The organism is Streptosporangium sandarakinum (genome assembly GCF_050942225.1).
GTDB classification, from domain to species: Bacteria; Actinomycetota; Actinomycetes; order Streptosporangiales; family Streptosporangiaceae; genus Streptosporangium; species Streptosporangium nondiastaticum.
The window spans coordinates 2,643,946-2,661,335 of record NZ_CP192034.1; the positions used below are offsets into that span (position 1 = coordinate 2,643,946).

General features: G+C 73.2%; 11 protein-coding genes. 3 read left to right on the forward strand and 8 right to left on the reverse strand.

What is annotated here, in order from left to right; all coding sequences use genetic code 11:
• Positions 1-23: 23 nt before the first annotated feature.
• Genes ACQP10_RS12370 through ACQP10_RS12380 form a run of 3 tightly spaced genes read right to left on the reverse strand, consistent with a single transcriptional unit; the run spans position 24 to position 4,502 of the window.
• Positions 24-2,309: a protein kinase domain-containing protein gene (locus ACQP10_RS12370; protein WP_433541390.1), complete on the reverse strand. Its 2,286-nt coding sequence runs from the start codon at positions 2,307-2,309 to the stop codon at positions 24-26.
• A gap of 49 nt (positions 2,310-2,358) precedes the next feature.
• Positions 2,359-3,141, reverse strand: coding sequence for a hypothetical protein (locus ACQP10_RS12375; RefSeq protein ID WP_433541391.1), 783 nt, complete (start codon positions 3,139-3,141; stop codon positions 2,359-2,361).
• Positions 3,078-4,502 (reverse strand): protein kinase domain-containing protein, encoded by a 1,425-nt coding sequence (locus ACQP10_RS12380; protein WP_433541392.1) that lies wholly within the window; start codon positions 4,500-4,502, stop codon positions 3,078-3,080. Before ACQP10_RS12380 ends, ACQP10_RS12375 begins: the two co-directional genes overlap by 64 nt.
• A gap of 316 nt (positions 4,503-4,818) precedes the next feature.
• Here ACQP10_RS12380 and ACQP10_RS12385 point away from each other — a divergent pair, with 316 nt between their 5' ends.
• Complete coding sequence (locus ACQP10_RS12385) at positions 4,819-5,739, forward strand: chorismate mutase (RefSeq protein ID WP_346020304.1); 921 nt, start codon at positions 4,819-4,821, stop codon at positions 5,737-5,739.
• 129 nt (positions 5,740-5,868) lie between these two features.
• On the opposite strand, the gene ACQP10_RS12390 is transcribed toward ACQP10_RS12385, so the two are convergent.
• Positions 5,869-7,260 (reverse strand): amino acid permease, encoded by a 1,392-nt coding sequence (locus ACQP10_RS12390; RefSeq protein WP_346020303.1) that lies wholly within the window; start codon positions 7,258-7,260, stop codon positions 5,869-5,871.
• A 148-nt stretch (positions 7,261-7,408) separates the two neighbouring features.
• Here ACQP10_RS12390 and dnaE point away from each other — a divergent pair, with 148 nt between their 5' ends.
• Positions 7,409-10,930, forward strand: coding sequence for a DNA polymerase III subunit alpha (dnaE, locus tag ACQP10_RS12395; RefSeq protein ID WP_346020302.1), 3,522 nt, complete (start codon positions 7,409-7,411; stop codon positions 10,928-10,930).
• Positions 10,931-11,021: 91 nt separating this feature from the next.
• Here the strand turns inward: dnaE and ACQP10_RS12400 are convergent, their stop codons facing one another.
• Positions 11,022-13,298: a transglycosylase domain-containing protein gene (locus ACQP10_RS12400; RefSeq protein WP_389998153.1), complete on the reverse strand. Its 2,277-nt coding sequence runs from the start codon at positions 13,296-13,298 to the stop codon at positions 11,022-11,024.
• A gap of 73 nt (positions 13,299-13,371) precedes the next feature.
• Entirely contained in the window at positions 13,372-14,688 is a 1,317-nt protein-coding gene (murA, locus tag ACQP10_RS12405; RefSeq protein WP_179818384.1) for a UDP-N-acetylglucosamine 1-carboxyvinyltransferase, read from the reverse strand.
• A 107-nt stretch (positions 14,689-14,795) separates the two neighbouring features.
• On the opposite strand from murA, the gene ACQP10_RS12410 reads away from it, so the two are divergent.
• A complete protein-coding gene (locus tag ACQP10_RS12410; RefSeq protein WP_312872982.1) occupies positions 14,796-15,338 on the forward strand; it encodes a hypothetical protein in 543 nt (180 codons plus the stop codon).
• 7 nt (positions 15,339-15,345) lie between these two features.
• On the opposite strand, the gene ACQP10_RS12415 is transcribed toward ACQP10_RS12410, so the two are convergent.
• Both ACQP10_RS12415 and ybaK read right to left on the reverse strand, forming a co-directional pair.
• Positions 15,346-16,740 carry an amidase gene (locus tag ACQP10_RS12415; protein WP_346020300.1) on the reverse strand — a complete coding sequence of 465 codons (1,395 nt, stop codon included), beginning with the start codon at positions 16,738-16,740 and terminating at the stop codon, positions 15,346-15,348.
• Between the two features lie 132 nt (positions 16,741-16,872).
• Complete coding sequence (gene ybaK / locus ACQP10_RS12420; protein WP_346020299.1) at positions 16,873-17,373, reverse strand: Cys-tRNA(Pro) deacylase; 501 nt, start codon at positions 17,371-17,373, stop codon at positions 16,873-16,875.
• Positions 17,374-17,390: the final 17 nt, after the last annotated feature.

A 17,390-nucleotide genomic window follows, 5' to 3' on the forward strand; every position in this document is an offset into this window, starting at 1 on the left:
GGCGCCCCGCCCCCGGGACCCGGTCAGGGCCGGAAGCCCCGGACGATGTTGTTGAAGAGGGCCCGGTTCCAGTCGGACTCGGGGCTCTCCAGGTAGATCGCGTACGGGCGGCCCGTGGCGGTGTGGAATCCCCGGTCGAGGACGTGCGTGGGGACTCCGCCCTTGAGGTAGGTGAACTCCCAGTCGGCGGCGCTCTGGGAGAGGTACGTCCGCGCGCTGATGCCGATGCGGCGGTAGCCGGGCCACAGCTGCCTGGCCCGCCCGCTCCGCTCGACCTTCAGCCAGTGCCGGACCGGATCCTTCTCCGGGTCCTCGGTCGACTCGATCCACAGGAACGTCTTCGACCCCGGGGCCCTGAACTCCACGCGGTCCCGGTCGGGGAACCGCCGGGCGGCCCAGCCGCGCGGCACGTCGACCGTGAAGCCCAGCCGGTCGCGGTAGGTCCGCCAGCCCTTGGGCGTCGTCCGGCCCGTGCCCGCCGACGGGGAGGCGGTCGGGCGGGGCGTCCCGGAGGGCCGGGGGGAGGCGGTCGCCTCGCCGGACGGGGTGGACGTCTCCCCGGCCGTCCCGGTCGCGGGCTGCCAGTCCTGGAACACCAGCCAGCCGCCGACACCGAGCAGCACGGCGAGCGCGGCGGAACCGGCCACCAGCGCGGCCTGCGCCACCGGGAAGCGCCGGTCCCCGGGCGCGTCGTCCCCGGCGGCCCGTCCGCGGCCCGGCCGTCCGTCCGGGTACGGCGAGGCGTCCGGGTGCGCCCGGTGCCCGGCCTGCGTCGGGGCGCTCCGGTAACCGGGCCGCTCCGGGTCGCCGCCGTGCGCCGGCGGCCCGCCGGCCGCCGGGCCGCCGGGGTACGGCGACATCTCCCGGTGCGCCGCGACCTCCCGGTACGGCGTCCCGGGCTGCGGCGGGCCGGGGTGGGCCGGGCTCTCCGCGTGCGGTGCGGCCCCATGAGGGCTTCCCGTGTACGGCGCGGCCCCGTGCGGGTCCCCTCCATGGGGCACGGCCCCGTGCGGGCCCCCCGAGTACGGCGCGCCGCCGTACGGGCCGCCGTACGGCGGCGCCTCCGGATACGCCGCCGGGGCGCCGCCGTGCCCACCCGGGTGCGGCGACCCGTTCCGCTCCTGGCCGCCGCCGTACGGCGGGAGGCCCCCGTACGGCGCCTCGTCCCGGTACGCCGGCGCGGCGGGGTGACCCGGCCGTCCCCGGTGCCCGGGACCCTCGTGGAGGGCCCGCGGGTCATCCGGGAACGTGTGCCCCGGGACGGCGGCGGGGCCGTCGGGGAAGGCGTGCAGCCCCGGCTGGAGGTCGTGCCGCATCCCCTCGCCCTGCGGTTCGTACCGCGGGTGGGATCCCTGCGGCGCCGTCTCGGCGGGACCGGACCGCTCCCCGGAGCGGGCCGCCCGGGAGCCGCGGCCCGAGGGCCTCGTCGGCGGCCCGGCGGGCCCGGCGGGCTCCCCGGCGCCGGCCGCCGGGAGGACGCCCGCCTCGCTCCCGCCGGACGCCGCGGAGGACGCCCGGGTGAGCAGCGCCATGGCCTGCTCGGCCGGCATCCGCTCCACGGGCTCCCTGGCCATCAGCCCCAGGATCGCGGTGGCGAGCGGCCCGGCGTGCGACATGGGCGCTGGCTCGCCGTGCAGGACGGCCATCATGGTCGCCGCGGCCGTGGCGCGCTCGAACGGCGGGCGGCCCTCCACGGCCGCGTACAGCGTCGCCCCGAGGGACCACAGGTCCGACGCGGGGGTGGCCGGCAGCCCGTGGAGCCGCTCGGGCGGCAGGAACGCCGGGGTGCCGACGACCCCGCCGGTCCGGGTGATCCCCGTCTCCTGGGCCATCGAGGCGATGCCGAAGTCGGTGAGCACCACGCGGCCGTCGTCGGCCAGCAGCACGTTCTCGGGCTTCACGTCACGGTGCAGCACCCCGGCGGTGTGCGCCGCGAGCAGCGCGCCCAGCACCTGCGTCCCCACGGCCGCCACCCGTCCGGGCGGCAGCGGCCCCCCGGTGCGGACGACCTGTCCCAGCGACCGCGACCGGACCAGCTGCATGATGATCCAGGGACGGCCGTCCTCCTCCACCACGTCGTGAATGATGATCACAGACGGGTGGTCGAGCCGCCCGGCGCTCCTGGCCTCGCGGATGGTCCGCCGGTTCAGGTCCGCCCGGGCGGCGCCGTCGACGTCGCGGTAGCGGACCTCCTTGATCGCCACGATCCGGTCGAGGAGCTCGTCATGGGCGCGCCACACGACGCCCATGCCGCCCTCGCCGATGGGTTCGATCAGGTGGTACCGGCCCGCCACCTTCCGTTCGGTCATTGTCGCCGCCCCTCCCAAACCCAGGCATCGTAGCCCGTCGGGGCGAATCTCACTTTTTCGAGGAGAAGGACTCGGTGAACCCCTTGAAGTAGTGCAGGTTCTCGTCCCACTTCGAATCGAGGGTGTGCCAGTAGATCGCGTACCCCCGGCCGCCCTTGGTGACGAACCCCCGGTTGATGACCCGGGCCTTGCCCGAGCTCGTGTTCCAGGTGAACTCCCAGTCGGCGGCCTTCTCCATGTAGTCGGTGTTCTCGATGCGGATCCGCTTGTAGCCGGGGAACCTGCCGCGGCTGTAGGACTCCTGGTTCTCCCAGTCCTCCTTGGGGTCGGGTCCGGCCTTGTCGACGTACTCGACGAACACGAAGCTCACCCGGTCGGGGCTGCGGAACCACACCTGCTTGCCGACCCGCTTGTCCTCGTGCCAGCCCTTGGGCAACCCGATGGAGAAGCCGTTGGGGTCCTTGTGCATGCGCCAGCCCGCGGGCAGCGCGGGCTCGTCCTTCTTCTTCTCCTTCTCGTCGTCCTCTCCGCCGGTCTCCGACGCCGAGGGGGACGGGGAGGGGGCGGCGCTCGGGCTCTCGCCGGAGCCCGGGGACCCGGAGGACGTGGGGTCGGAGGTGGGCTGCCGGGACGCCTCGGAGGTCTTCGAGGTGCCGGCGGGCTCGGCCGACCGGCCGGCCCGCGCGGCCGGGGAGCCGCCGTCGTTCTCGGCGCTTCGCATCCCGAGCCACGCCGCGAGCGCCCCGACCAGCAGGATCGCCGGAACGATCAGCAGGGCCCACCGCAGCGCGGACCCGGATCTCCCGCCGTTCCCGGGCGAGGTGGGCAGCATGTCGGGCGCCGCGGACGGCGGCACGGTGGGCGGCGCGGACGACGCCGCGGACGCCGCGGACGACACAGTCGGCGGCGCAGACGGCCGGGGCCGCGCGGCGGGCTCCCGGCGCGCCGGGGGACGACGGGTTCCGGCCTGGGCGCCGGAACGGCCTCGCGCGGCCCGGGCTCCCGCTCCGGCCGGGCGGCGGGCGCGGGGTCCGGCCCGGCGCGCCGTACCGGCGGGACGGGCTCGCGTCCCGCCTTGGCCGACGGCGCGCGGCCGGTCGGGGCCGGGGCCGCGGGCGGCGCCGGCGCCGGGACGGACGGGACGTCCTCCTCCTCCGCCGGCGCGGTCGTGCCGAGCCTGGCCCCGGTGGACGGCGCGCCGCCCGCCTCCAGGCGGATCTGCGGGTCGGTCGCCGCGGCCGCCGCGTCGTCGGGGGACTCCCGCGCCTCCCGCGCCGCGCGTGGCTCCGGGGCGTCCGGCGTCTCGGCGACCGGCATGACGGTCGTCCTCGCGGGCTCCCGGGACTCCCCGGCCGGCGCGCTCCGCCGGCCGCCCTCGGCGACCTCGCGCAGCATCCGCTCCGCCTCGTCGTACGAAAGGCGCCGCGCCGGGTCCTTGCGGAGCAGCCCCTCCAGGACCGGGGCCAGCCGCCCCGCGCGTACCGGGGGGTCGGGCTCGTCGTTCAGCACGGCGTGCATGGTCGGCAGCGCCCCGCCGCGGTCGTGCGGGGCCCGCCCCTCCACGGCCGCGTACAGCGTCGCCCCGAGGGACCACAGGTCGGACTCGCGCTGGGCGCTGCCGCCCTTGATCCGCTCCGGCGCGATGAACGCGGGCGTGCCCGCGATGCCGGTCATGGTCAGCGCGGTCTCCGCCTCCAGCGTCGCGATGCCGAAGTCGGTGAGGACCACGCGGCCGTCGTCGGCCAGCAGTACGTTCTCGGGCTTGACGTCGCGGTGCAGCACGCCCTGGGCGTGCGCGGCGCGCAGCGCGTCGAGAACCTGGAGCCCTATCTCCGCGACCCGCTCGGGCGGCAGCGGACCGTCCTGCCGCAGCACCTTGCCGAGGGAACGGGACTCCACCAGCTGCATGACGATCCACGGCCGGCCGTCCTCCTCGACGACGTCGTGGACGACCACCACGTTGGGGTGCGTCAGCCGCCCGGCGGCGCGGGCCTCGCGCTTGGTCCGCCGGTTGAAGTTCTCCTGGTTGTCCTCGCCGAGCGTGTCGGCGTAGCGGACCTCCTTGACCGCGACCTCGCGGTCGAGCAGCTCGTCGTGGGCTCGCCAGACGATGCCCATGCCACCCCGGCCGATGGGTTCGAGCAGGTGGTAGCGGGAAGCAACGCGACGTCCCTCAGGTTGTGCTTCGGCCATCAACCGCACCTACCCCTTTCTAAGCCACCGAATACTCTCACAGGCCAGGTGGGATGATCGACTCTCTCGCGCACTGTGCGTTCGACATATGAGACAAATCTGCTCACCAACTGGCGTGTCGCCGGGAGATGGCCTATCGTCGATGCCATGACATGCCACTTCGCGTTTATCGGGCCGGCTCCGGGGAGCCGGTCGTGACGACGTGACGTAGCGACCTTCCGGAGCCGGCCACAGGCAGAGACCTTGAGATCTCTGCCTTTTTTGTTTCTCCGATCCGCCGGCTCGCGGGGCGCGCCGGCCCAGCCAGGGAGCCGTGATGTTGACCGCAGACTTGGAACGCCGGGCCGTGCGCCTGGGGGCGCTCACCGTGGGAGAGGGGCCCGTCGTGGTGATCGGCGGGCCGGGCGCCGAGGCGCTGCTGCTCGACCTGCGGACCCGCCGGGAGCCGGCGGGCGAGGCGCTGGCCCTGGTCCGGGCCGGGTGGGAGGGCCCGCTCCTCGTCGAGCCGTCCGCCGCGGGCGACCTTCCGGCGATCGCCGCGGCGGCCGACGCGGTGGTGGTCGGCGCGGCCTGGACGCGCGACCTGCCGCTGGTCCGCGCGGCCGCCCGGCTCGGCCTGCCCGTGGTGGTCCAGCGCGGCCCCGCCGCGACGCTGGAGGAGTGGCTGGCCGTGGCCGGGCAGTGCGCGGCCGAGGGCAACGACCGGATCGTGCTGTGCGAGAGCGGCGGCCGGGCGCGCGTCGCGGAGCCGGCCCCCGACCTGGCGTTGCTGCGCGCCGCCCGCGAGAGGTCCGGCCGGCCCGTCGTCGCGGGCCTCGGGAAGGACACGGGCCTGGCCGCGGCGGCGGTCGCCGCCGGCGCCGACGGCCTGCTGCTGTCGCCCGACGCCTCCGGGGAGGCCGTCCGCGGGGCGCTGGAGGCCGCACGGGTCGTCGGGGCGCTGACCCGCCCGGAGACGCCCGGCTCGATCCCGGCCGCCCGCGGCGCCATCGACCGCGTCGACGCCGCCCTCGCCGTCCTGCTGGAGCGCCGGGTCGGGCTCGCCGGGGTCATCCAGCGGCTCAAGCCGGTCGGCGGCTTCGCCGGCCGCGACCCCGACCGCGAGCGCCGCCTGGTCGCCGAGATGGCCCGCCGCGCCCCCACGCTGGGCGAGGAGCGGCTCGCGCCCATCATGAAGGCCGTCATCGAGGCGGGCCTGCACGTCGCCGAGGAGCGCCGGGCCCCGGACGGGGGCTGACCCGCGCGCCGCGCCGTACGCGGGGGCTCGCCGTACGCCGTGGGCCCGTCGTACGTCCTGGGACGCCGTGGGCCGCCCCGGGAACGCGCGCCCGCCGTACGCCCGGACGGCGCGTGGCGGGGCCCGGGATCAGCCGGGCGTGCGGTCGGCCAGCGGGGCCCTGGTGCGGCGGCGGGAACCGACGACGCGCCAGCCCAGGGCGATCGCCACGACCAGGACCGGGACGCAGAAGAAGGCGATGCGCTGGTCGGGATCGGCGAACGCCATGAGCACCACCACCAGCGCCAGGAAGGCCAGTGTGAGCCAGTTGGTGTACGGCGAGCCGGGCATCCGGAAGGACGGCCGCTCGACGAGGCCCCGCTGGGCGGCGCGACGCAGCCGCAGCTGGCAGTAGACCAGGGTGCCCCAGGTGGTGATCACACCGAGGGACGCGACGGCGGTGGCGATGTTGAAGGCGCGCTCGGGGACGAAGTAGTACAGCACCACCCCGGCCAGCAGCACCCCCGCGGTGATGAGGATGCCCCCGAAGGGCACGTGACGCGAGCTGAGGCGGCCCGCGACGGCGGGCGCCTCGCCCTTGACCGCCATGGCCCGCAGGATCCGGCCGGTGGAGTACAGGCCCGAGTTGCACGACGACAACGCCGCGGTGATCACGACCAGGTTCATCGCGTCGGCGGCCCAGGGCACGCCGAGGGCGGAGAAGACCGTCACGAACGGGGACTGGCCGGGACCGTAGGACGTCCACGGCAGCGCCATGCACAGCAGCAGCACCGAGCCGACGTAGAAGATCCCGATACGCCAGATCACGCTGTTGATGGCCTTGGGCATGACCTTCTCGGGGTTCCTCGTCTCGCCGGCGGCGATGCCGACCAGCTCGATCGCCGAGTAGGCGAAGACGACCGACTGCAGGCTCATCAGCACCGGCGGGAACCCCATGGAGAAGAAACCGCCGTGCGAGGTGAGGTTGCCGACCCCCGCGGGCGTCCCGCCCACCTTCGTGCCCAGCAGCACGACCGCCAGCCCGACCACCAGGAACGCGCAGATGGCCAGCACCTTCAGCAGCGCGAACCAGAACTCCAGCTCGCCGAAGAGCCGCACCGACAGCAGGTTGACGATCAGCACGAACCCCAGCGCGACGAGCGCGGTGAGCCACCGGGGGAAGTTCGGCGCCCACATCTGCACGTAGATGGAGATCGCGGTCAGCTCGGCGATGCCGGTGAAGGCCCAGTTGACCCAGTACATCCAGCCGCTGGCGAAGGCCGCCCACGGGCCGATGAACTCGGCGGCGTAGTCTACGAAGGAGCCGGAGGTGGGCCGGTGGAGCACCAGCTCGCCCAGGGCGCGCATCACGAAGAAGGCCGCCAGCCCGGCGACCGCGTACGACAGCACCAGCGCCGGCCCGCTCGCCTGCAGGCGCCCGCCGGAGCCCAGGAACAGCCCGACGCCGATGGCGCCGCCGATCGCGATCATCTGCACCTGGCGGTTGCCGAGCGCGGGGCGGTAGCCCTCGTCGGTCTTCACATGATCCCCCTGTTTGCCCAGCTCAGATAGGCCATCACTTAAGGTAGCCGAGCGTTGACCCCGCTTCGGCGCGAGGCGGAACCCGATGACGACCCCGACGCGCGTAGGCTTCCCACGCCGAGAAGTGACCAGGGGAGGGAGAGGCCGCATGCCAGACTCGTTTGTCCATCTTCACGTTCACACGGAGTACTCCATGCTCGATGGAGCCGCCCGTCTGAAGCAGATGTTCAAGCAGGTCGGAGACCTTGGCATGCCCGCCATCGCGATCACCGACCACGGCAACATGCACGGCGCCTACGACTTCTACAAGCAGGCCACCGGGGCGGGGATCAAGCCGATCATCGGCATCGAGGCGTACGTCGCCCCGGCCTCGCGGCACCAGAAGAAGCCGGTGCTGTGGGGCGAGCCGCACCAGAAGAGGGACGACGTCTCGGCGGGCGGCTACTACACCCACATGACGATCTGGGCGCGCAACGAGCGCGGCCTGAAGAACCTGATGAAGCTCTCCTCCCGGGCCTACACCGAGGGCTTCGTCCGCAAGTGGGCCCGGATGGACGCCGAGATCCTCGCCGAGCACGCCGAGGGCCTGATGGCCACCACCGGCTGCCCGTCCGGCGAGGTGCAGACCCGCCTGCGCCTGGGCCAGTACGACGAGGCCCTCGCCGCCGCGGCGAAGTACCAGGAGCTGTTCGGCAAGGACAACTACTACCTGGAGATCATGGACCACGGGCTCGACATCGAGCGCCGGGTCCGCGACGGCCTGACCCGCATCTCCAGGGAGCTGGGCATCCCGCCGCTGGTCACCAACGACTCCCACTACACCTACGAGTCCGACGCCTCCTCCCACGACGCCCTGCTGTGCATCCAGACGGGCAAGCAGCTGTCGGACCCCGACCGGTTCCGCTTCGACGGCAGCGGCTACTACATCAAGACCGCCGACGAGATGCGCGCCGTCGACTCCTCCGACCTGTGGGCCGAGGGCTGCCGCAACACCCTGCTGGTCGCCGAGAAGGTCGACCCGACCGGCATGTTCGGTTTCAAGAACCTGATGCCGACCTTCCCGGTGCCCGACGGCATGACCGAGGAGGAGTTCTTCCGGCAGCGGGTCTGGGAGGGCATGGAGCGCCGCTTCCCCGAGGGGGTCGACGAGGAGCACCGCGCCTGGGCCGAGAAGGAGCTCGGCGTCATCGTCCAGATGGGCTTCCCGTCCTACTTCCTCGTGGTCGCCGACTTCATCATGTGGGCCAAGAACAACGGCATCCGGGTCGGCCCGGGCCGCGGCTCGGCGGCGGGCTCGCTGGTGGCCTACGCCCTCGGCATCACCGACCTCGACCCGATCCCGCACGGCCTGATCTTCGAGCGGTTCCTCAACCCCGAGCGCGTCTCCATGCCCGACGTCGACATCGACTTCGACGAGCGCCGGCGCGGCGACGTGATCCGCTACGTGACCGAGAAGTGGGGCTCCGACAAGGTCGCGATGATCGCCACCTTCGGCACCATCAAGGCGAAGGCCGCCATCAAGGACGCGGCCCGCGTCCTGGGTTACCCGTACGCGCTGGGCGACCGGGTCTCCAAGGCGTTCCCGCCCGCGGTGATGGGCAAGGACATCCCGCTCTCCGGCATCTTCGACAAGGACCACCCCCGGTACAACGAGGCCGGCGAGCTGCGCAAGCTGTACGAGGAGGACGTCGACGTCAAGGCGGCGGTCGACCTCGGCCGGGGCCTGGAGGGCCTGATCCGGCAGACCGGCGTGCACGCCGCGGGCGTCATCATGTCGTCGGAGGTGCTGACCGACCACATCCCGATCATGCGCCGCGACTCCGACGGCGCGATCATCACGCAGTTCGACTACCCGACCTGCGAGACGCTCGGCCTGCTGAAGATGGACTTCCTGGGCCTGCGCAACCTCACGATCATCGACGACTGCCTCAAGGCCATCGAGGCCAACACCGGCACCATGATCGACCTGCTCAAGCTGCCGCTGGACGACCGCAGGACCTACGAGCTGCTGGCCCGCGGCGACACCCTCGGCGTGTTCCAGCTCGACGGCGGCGGCATGCGCTCGCTGCTGCGCCTGATGCGGCCGGACAACTTCGAGGACATCTCCGCCGCCCTCGCGCTCTACCGGCCCGGCCCGATGGGCGCCAACTCCCACACCAACTACGCGCTGCGCAAGAACGGCCAGCAGGAGATCATCCCGATCCACCCGGAGCTGGAGGAGCCGCTCAAGGAGATCCTCGACACGACCTACGGCCTGATCGTCTATCAGGAGCAGGTCATGGCCATCGCGCAGAAGGTCGCCGGCTACTCCCTCGGAGGCGCCGACCTGCTCCGTCGCGCGATGGGCAAGAAGAAGAAGTCGGAGCTGGACAAGCAGTACGAGTTCTTCGAGCGCGGCATGAAGGACAACGGCTTCTCCGCCGCGGCCATCAAGTCCCTGTGGGACATCCTGCTGCCCTTCTCCGACTACGCCTTCAACAAGGCCCACACCGCCGGCTACGGCCTCGTCGCGTACTGGACCGGTTACCTCAAGGCCAACTACCCCGCCGAGTACATGGCGGCCCTGCTGACCTCCGTCAAGGACGACAAGGACAAGTCGGCCCTCTACCTCAACGAGTGCCGCCGCATGGGCATCAAGGTGCTCCCGCCGGACGTCAACGACTCCGACTTCGACTTCACCCCGCGCGGCTCCGACGTCCGTTTCGGCCTGTCGGCCATCCGCAACGTCGGCGGCAACGTCGTCGACGGGATCCTGGCCGCGCGCAAGGAGAAGGGCCGCTTCGCCGACTTCAAGGACTTCCTGCGCAAGGTCCCGGCGGTCGTCTGCAACAAGCGCGTCATCGAGTCGCTGATCAAGGCCGGCGCGTTCGACTCGTTCGGGCACGTCCGCAAGGGCCTGGTCCTGGTCCACGAGCAGGCCGTCGACGCGATCATCGACATCAAGAGGAACGAGGCGATCGGCCAGGACTCCCTGTTCGGCGCGGTCGAGGGCGCCGAGGACCAGACCTTCGACGTGCAGATCCCGCCGGGGGAGTGGGACAAGACCACCCTGCTGGCGTTCGAGCGGGAGATGCTCGGCCTGTACGTCTCCGACCACCCGCTGTTCGGCGTGGAGCACATCCTCGCCTCCGGCGCGGACTGCTCGGTCGCCGCGCTCCAGGACGGCGGCCGGCCCGACGGCCAGATCGTCACCGTCGGCGGCATCCTGAGCGGCGTGCAGCGCAAGGTCACCAAGAAGGGCGACACCTGGGTCCTGACCACGCTGGAGGACCTGGAGGGCGCCATCGAGGTGATGGTCTTCCCCTCGACGTACCAGCTCTGCTCGACGATCCTCGCCGAGGACGCGATCGTCTTCGTCAAGGGCCGCCTGGACAAGCGCGAGGACGTCGGCAAGATCATCGCGATGGAGGTGACCGCCCCCGACCTCTCGGTCGAGGGCGGCGGCCCCCTGGTCGTCAGCATGCCGCTCACCCGCTGCACCCCGCCCGTGGTGGGGCGGCTGAAGGAGGTCCTGACCACCCACCCGGGCACCACCGAGGTCCACCTGCAGGTCCACAACGGCCCCCGGACGACCGTCATGCGGCTCGACGACCGCCTGCGCGTCGCCCTGTCCCCGGCTCTGATGGGAGACCTGAAGCAACTCCTCGGCCCGGCCTGCCTGGGCGCCTGAGACCGCCGTCCCCCGCCGGGCGGTGGCCGCCCGCCGCCCCGGCCCGCCTCCGGGGGCCGGCCGGGACGGGGGCGGGACCGGCCGGGGCGGGTCAGCCGTGGTCGCGCCGCCAGCGGCGCCACTCCTGCCGCCACACCCGGTAGGCGCGCTCGGCCGAGAAACGGTCCCGGTGACCGCGCCACCACCGGCCCTCCCGGCGGCCGATGGGTTCCCGCCCGCCGTCGCGCCACCCGCCGTCCCGGCCGGCCTCCTCGCGCCGTTTCTTCTTCTCGTCCTCCTCGGCCTTCTCCAGGCCCGGGGTGTGCCCGCCGCCGAAGCGCCGCATGTCGGGGGCGTGGAAGTGCCGCTCGGGGACGCCGCGCAGCGCGGCCTCCATGGAGGCCACCCAGATGGGGCCCGGCAGGGAGGCGCCCTGGACCTGGCCGTAGTACTCGCCGCCGATCGTCACGTCGCGCAGCGGGTAGCGGTAGGAGCCGCGGATGTCGCCCAGACTGACCGCCGCGGCCAGGTCGGGGGTGTAGCCGGCGAACCACGCCGAGGTGTAGCCGTTGTTGGTGCCTGTCTTGCCCGCCGCGTCCCGGCCGATGCCCTGCCCCGTCATGGTGCCCTTGGTGAACACCCCCGACAGCACGTGGTTGACCGCGTCGGCCAGGTAGGGCTCGATGGCCCGGCCGCAGCTCGGCGGCACCTCGATGCGCCGGCCCCCCTGCTCGGCGATCTCGGTGATCGCCATCGGATGGCAGTAGCGGCCCCGGGCGGCGAACGCGGCGAACGCCGCCGCGACCGTCACCGGGTCCATCTCGTTCACCCCGAGGGTGAAGGTCGGCACCTCGCGCAGGGGTTTGCCGTCCGCGCGGGCGACGCCGAGCGACTTGGCCGTCGTGACCACGTTGCACAGCCCGACCCGCTGCTCCAGCATCATGTAGAAGATGTTCACCGACTTCCACGTGCCGGTGGAGATGCTGTACGGCCCGCCGGTCCCCTCCCCGCTGGCGTTGAGGATCTCGGCGCCGGGGTCGTTGACCTTGCGGCCCCGGCAGTCGACGAAACCGTGGTCGGGGGTGAAGCTCCCCGGGGTGTTGAAGCCGTCGTCGAACCGCCAGCCCTGCTTCAGCGCGGTGGCCAGGGTGAACGCCTTGAAGGTCGACCCGGCCTGGAAGCCCATGCCGCCGCCGTGCGCCACGTCGGCCGGCAGGTTGTAGGTGGTGCGGGGGCCGTCGTTGGCGTTGCCGGAGTTGCGGCCGTACTTCTTGCTGGCCGCCATCGCCCGGATCCGCCCCGTCCCCGGCTCCACCATGGCCTCGGCCGCGACCTCGGTGTCCCTGGTCCCGACCCGTGCGGAGATCGCCCGCTGCGCGGCCCGCTGGGCGACCGGGTCCAGCGTGGTGCGCAGCACGATGCCGCCCCTGGCCAGGCGGCGTTCCCGCTCGGCGCGGCCGGCGCCGAAGACGGGATTGTTCAGCAGCTCCCGGTGCACGTACAGGCAGAAGTACGGGTAGTCGCTGCCCGCGCACCCGCCGGGCTCGGACTTCAGCCGGATCCGCAGCGGGGATCGCTTGGCCTCCTCGGCCTGCGCCCGGGGGACCATGCCGAGCTGGGCCATCCGGTCCAGCACGATGTTCCGGCGCTCACGCAGCCGCGCCCGCCGCTGCCTGCCCAGCGACGGGTCGGTGGCGTACGGCGTGCGCACCGCCCCGGCCAGCGTCGCGGCCTGCCGCAGGTTCAGCTTCGAGGCCGGGACCGAGAAGAACCGCTGGGCCGCCGCCTCCACCCCGAACGCCCCCGCGCCGAAGTAGGCGATGTTGAGGTAGCGCTCCAGGATCTCGGCCTTGCTGTACTTCTTCTCCATCGCCAGCGCGTACCGCAGCTCGATGATCTTCCGTTTGAGGTTCGGCGCCCTGGCCTGGTCGCGCTCGGCGTCGGTCTCGGCGTTCTCCACCAGGATGTTCTTGACGAGCTGCTGGGTGAGCGAGGAGCCGCCCTGCCGTACCCCGCCGGCCTGGGTGTTGGCGATCAGCGCGCGCAGCGTCCCCTTGACGTCCAGGCCCGCGTGCTCGTAGAAGCGCGAGTCCTCGATCGCCACGATCGCCTGCCGCATGATCGGCGCGACCCGCTCCAGCGGCACGATCGTGCGGTTCTCCGTGTAGAACTGCGCGAACTTGCGGCCGTTGCGGTCCAGGAGGACCGTCCGCTGGGGGAGCGGCTCCTCGTGCGGGCTGGGCGGCAGGTCGAGCAGCGTGGCGGCCACCTCGTTGCTGGCCAGACCGGCGCCGCCCGCCAGCGGCAGCACCGCGACGGCGGACAGCAGCCCGCCGAGCACACCGCAGATGAGCAGGCCCCGCAGGCAGGCGATGAGGCTTCGTCTCACCTCCGGTGGTGGCGATGTCACGCATAGTAACGTGCGTCCGGTTGATCAAAGCCAAACGTCCGGCCGGAAGAATTTACCGCTCGGGGGCGTTCTCTCTGCTGATCTTCAGCCCGAGGGAGGCGAACTGCTCGAACGGGCGGTGGTATCCCCGCTCGATGTGGTGCACCCCGCGCAGCGTGGAGGTGCCCTCCGCCGCCGCGCCCGCCAGCACCGCCGAGAAGCCCGCCCGGATGTCGGGCAGCGTCACGTCGGCGCCGCGCAGCTTCGACACGCCGCGCACGACCGCCGAGTGCTTGGCGTTGGTGTCGTGGTAGCGGCACGCGGGACCGCCCAGGCACACGTCGAAGACCTCGATCTCGCAGCCCATCTTCTGCAGCGCCGGCACGTAGACCAGGCGGTTCTCGAACACCGTCTCGTGCAGCACGGACATGCCCTGGGCCTGGGTGAACAGCACCATCAGCGGCGTCTGCCAGTCGGTCATGAACCCCGGGTGGGTGTCGGTCTGCACCGCCGCCGCCCGCAGGCCGTCCGGGGCCGAGGCCGACACGTAGTCGTCGGTGATGTCCAGCTCGGCGCCCATCCGCGCCAGGGTGGTGATCGCGGTGACCAGGCGGTCCTGGGGGCAGCCGTGCACCCGCACCTCGCCGCCGGTGATGAGCCCGGCCGCGAGGTAGGAGAACGCCTCGATCCGGTCGCCGTTCAGCCAGGTGGACGCGCCGCGCAGCCGCTCCACGCCCTCGATCACGATGCGCCGGTCCGGGCTGAGCTCGATGCGCGCGCCCATGCGCTGCAGGAACAGGGCGAGCTCGACGACCTCGGGCTCCATGGCCGCGCCCTTGAGGACGGTCTTGCCCTCGGCCAGCACCGCCGACATCAGGATCGTCTCCGTCGCGCCCACGCTCGGGTACGGGAGCTCCAGCCGGGTGCCGCGCAGCCGCTTGGCCTTGGCGTACACCCCGGTGTCGCTCACCTCGACCTCGGCGCCCATCGCGCGCAGCGCCTCGACGTGGTAGTCGACGGGCCGCCGCCCGATCGGGTCGCCGCCGACCAGCGGCACGAACGCCTCACCCGCCAGGTGCAGCAGGGGGCCCAGCATCAGGATGGGGATCCGGTTCAGACCGGTGAACGCCGCCGGGACGTGCGGATTGATCTGCTCCCCCTGGGCGATGGTGATCGCCCGGGAGGTGATCTCCACGTCGATGCCCAGCGCCCGCAGCATCCTCGCGGTGATCTCCACCTCGCCCACCTCGGGGGCGTTGTGGATCGTGCTCTCCCCGATGCCGAGCATCGCGGCGACCATGTGCTTGGACACGCCGTTCTTCGACCCGCGGACCTCGACGTCGCCCCGTAGCGGTCCGGAGGGTTCGATCAGCCATACCTCTTCGCTCACCCGGACAGCGTAACGGGATTCACCCCCGCTCACCGGGAGCACCGGGCGGGTCATGGGTAACATCGGGCGCATCAGTACAGAGGGTGAGGGGAGCCACATTGCGACACGTGCGTGACTTCGCCGTCACCGTGCTGGCGCTCGCGGCGCTGGGCGCGGCGGCCGGTGCGGTGTGGTCGCTGTTGGCACCCCGTCCGCCGTACGCGGTGACCGGGCAGGGCAGGGTCCTGGCCGACCCGACCACCCAGGCCCTCATCGCGGCCGACGGCTGGTTCGCCGTCGTCACCGGCGTCCTGGGCCTGGCCTGCGGCGTCGCCGGATACGCGCTGTCGCGCCGGCGCCGCCCGGTCGCGGTGGTGCTCGGCCTGGCCGCGGGCGGCCTGCTCGGCTCCCACCTGGCGCTGGCGGCCGGCCGGGCGCTGAACCTCGGCGCGGCGGACGTCGCCGGCTCCGGGCCGGCGGGGGTGCAGCTGGTGCCGGGGCCGCTGAACCTCACCGCCCACGGCGTGCTCTACATCTGGCCGACGCTCGCCGCCGGCCTGTTCTTCGCGCTGGAGGCCGTCGCCGGCTACCGCGACTCGCCGCTGCGTCGCCCCTTCGGCGGCGAGGAACCGTACGGCCCGCTACCCGGCTACGGCCCGCTGGACCGCTGACCCCGCGTCAGCGGCAGGGCGGGCGGCGCAGGCCGTGGCCGGTGGCCTGTTCGAAGGCGCGGGCCAGCCGCAGCACCCGCAGGTCGGCGAAGGGCCGCCCGACGAACTGCACGCCCACCGGCAGCCCGCCGGAGGTGAAGCCGCACGGCACCGACGCGGCCGGGGCGTGCAGCACGCTGATCCAGTAGGCCGAGCGCATCCACGCCAGGTAGTCGGGCATCGCCTGCCCGGCGACCTCCGAGACGTACGGCTGCTCCACCGGGAACGGCGGCACCTGGCTGACCGGCGCGACCAGGAGGTCGTAGGTCTCGAAGAAGTCGTTCATCCGCCGGTACAGGCCACTGCGCAGCCGCTCGGCCCTGGCCAGGTCGGCGCCGGTCACCTCGCGGCCCCGCTCGACGTTCCAGCGGACGTTCTCCCCGAGGCCGCCGGGTGGCAGGTCGCCGTAGGACAGCGCGTAGTACCAGGCCCGGTAGATCCGGAAGGCGTCCTCCGCGTCGGAGAGGTCCAGGTCCACCTGCTCCACCCGGGCGCCCAGGCCCTCCAGCACCCGCGGCGCCTCCGCGGTGACCTTCGCGGTCTCCGGGTCCACCGGCAGGCCGCCCAGGTCGGGGCTCCAGGCGATCCGCACCCCGGACAGGTCCTCCTCGCCCCAGGGGCCCGCGAAGACCGCGCCGCTCTCGGCGATCGACAGCGGGGAGGCGGGGTCGAACCCGGCCACCGCGCTCATCATCAGCGCGAGGTCGTCCACGGTGCGGGCCATCGGCCCGGGCACGCCGAGGGTGAACCACGCCGCGGTGTCCGAGGTGGACGGCACCCGCCCCGGCGTGGGCCGCAGCCCCACCACGTTGCAGAACGAGGCCGGGTTGCGCAGTGAGCCGCCCATGTCGGAGCCGTCGGCCAGGGCGACCATCCCGCTCGCCAGGGCCGCCGCCGCGCCGCCGCTGCTGCCGCCCGCCGATCTCGACAGGTCGTACGGGTTGCGGGTGGCGCCGAACAGCGCGTTCACGGTGTGCGAGCCGGTGCCGAACTCCGGCGTGTTGGTCTTGCCGACCGTGATCGCCCCGGCCGCGCGCATCCGGCGCACGATGGGCGCGTCGGCGGCGGGGACGTGGCCGGCGAACAGCGGCGAGCCGTACGTGGTGCGGATCCCGGCGGTGTCGGCGAGGTCCTTGTGCGCGACGGGCAGGCCGTGCAGCGGCCCGCGCAAGCGGCCGCGCGCCAGGTCGCGGTCGGCCTCCCCGGCCTCCCGCAGGGCGCGTTCGGCCACCAGCGTGACGATCGCGTTGACGCGCGGGCCGACCTCCTCGATCCGGCGCAGGTGCGCCTCCAGCAGCTCCACCGCGCTGATCTCGCGGGCGCGTAGCAGCCGGGCCATCTCGACGGCGGTCAGGTAGATCATTTTCTCCCCCGATCGTGTGCGGTCCCGCCCGGAGTCTGGCCCGGGGGGACCGCCGAGGGCACCGGCAACCCTCGACAACGCGCGGGACCGGGCGTCAGCCCGTCTCGCCGGTGGGCGCGGCGGCCGTCCGGGTCAGCCCGTCTTGCCGATGGGCGCGGTGACCGCCGCTGTCAGGCGGACCAGCTCCGCGGGGGCCGTCTCGATCTGCAGCCCGCGCCGCCCGGCCGAGAAGTAGATCGTCTCGAAGCCCAGGGCCGAGTCGTCGACCACCGTCGGCAGCGGCCTACGCTGGCCCAGCGGGCTGATCCCGCCCACGACGTAGCCGGTGACGCGCTCGACCTTGGCGGCGTCGGCCATCGCGGCCCGCTTGCCCCCCAGCGCCGCGGCGAACGCCTTGAGGTCGAGTTTGCCCGCCACCGGTACCACCGCGACCGCCAGGCCGCCCTCGACCTCGGCCACGAGCGTCTTGAAGATCCGCTCGTACGGCACGCCGAGCGCGTCGGCCGCCTCCTCGCCGTAGGCCTGGGCGTTCGCGTCGTGCTCGTAGGGATGGAGGGTGAAGCCGATCCCCGCCTTGGCCAGCGCGATCGTCGCCGGGGTGCCCTGGCCGCCCTTGCTCCTGCTCTTGCTCACGGGCGGAGTCTAGTGTC

Bases quoted from the DNA above. Each gene is read 5' to 3' on its own strand.
- ACQP10_RS12370 (WP_433541390.1), bottom strand. From the start codon at position 2,309: ATGACCGAACGGAAGGTGGCGGGCCGGTACCACCTGATCGAACCCATC.
- ACQP10_RS12415 (WP_346020300.1), bottom strand. From the start codon at position 16,740: ATGATCTACCTGACCGCCGTCGAGATGGCCCGGCTGCTACGCGCCCGC.
- ACQP10_RS12380 (WP_433541392.1), bottom strand. From the start codon at position 4,502: ATGGCCGAAGCACAACCTGAGGGACGTCGCGTTGCTTCCCGCTACCAC.
- dnaE (WP_346020302.1), top strand. From the start codon at position 7,409: ATGCCAGACTCGTTTGTCCATCTTCACGTTCACACGGAGTACTCCATG.
- ACQP10_RS12375 (WP_433541391.1), bottom strand. From the start codon at position 3,141: ATGCTGCCCACCTCGCCCGGGAACGGCGGGAGATCCGGGTCCGCGCTG.
- ACQP10_RS12385 (WP_346020304.1), top strand. From the start codon at position 4,819: ATGTTGACCGCAGACTTGGAACGCCGGGCCGTGCGCCTGGGGGCGCTC.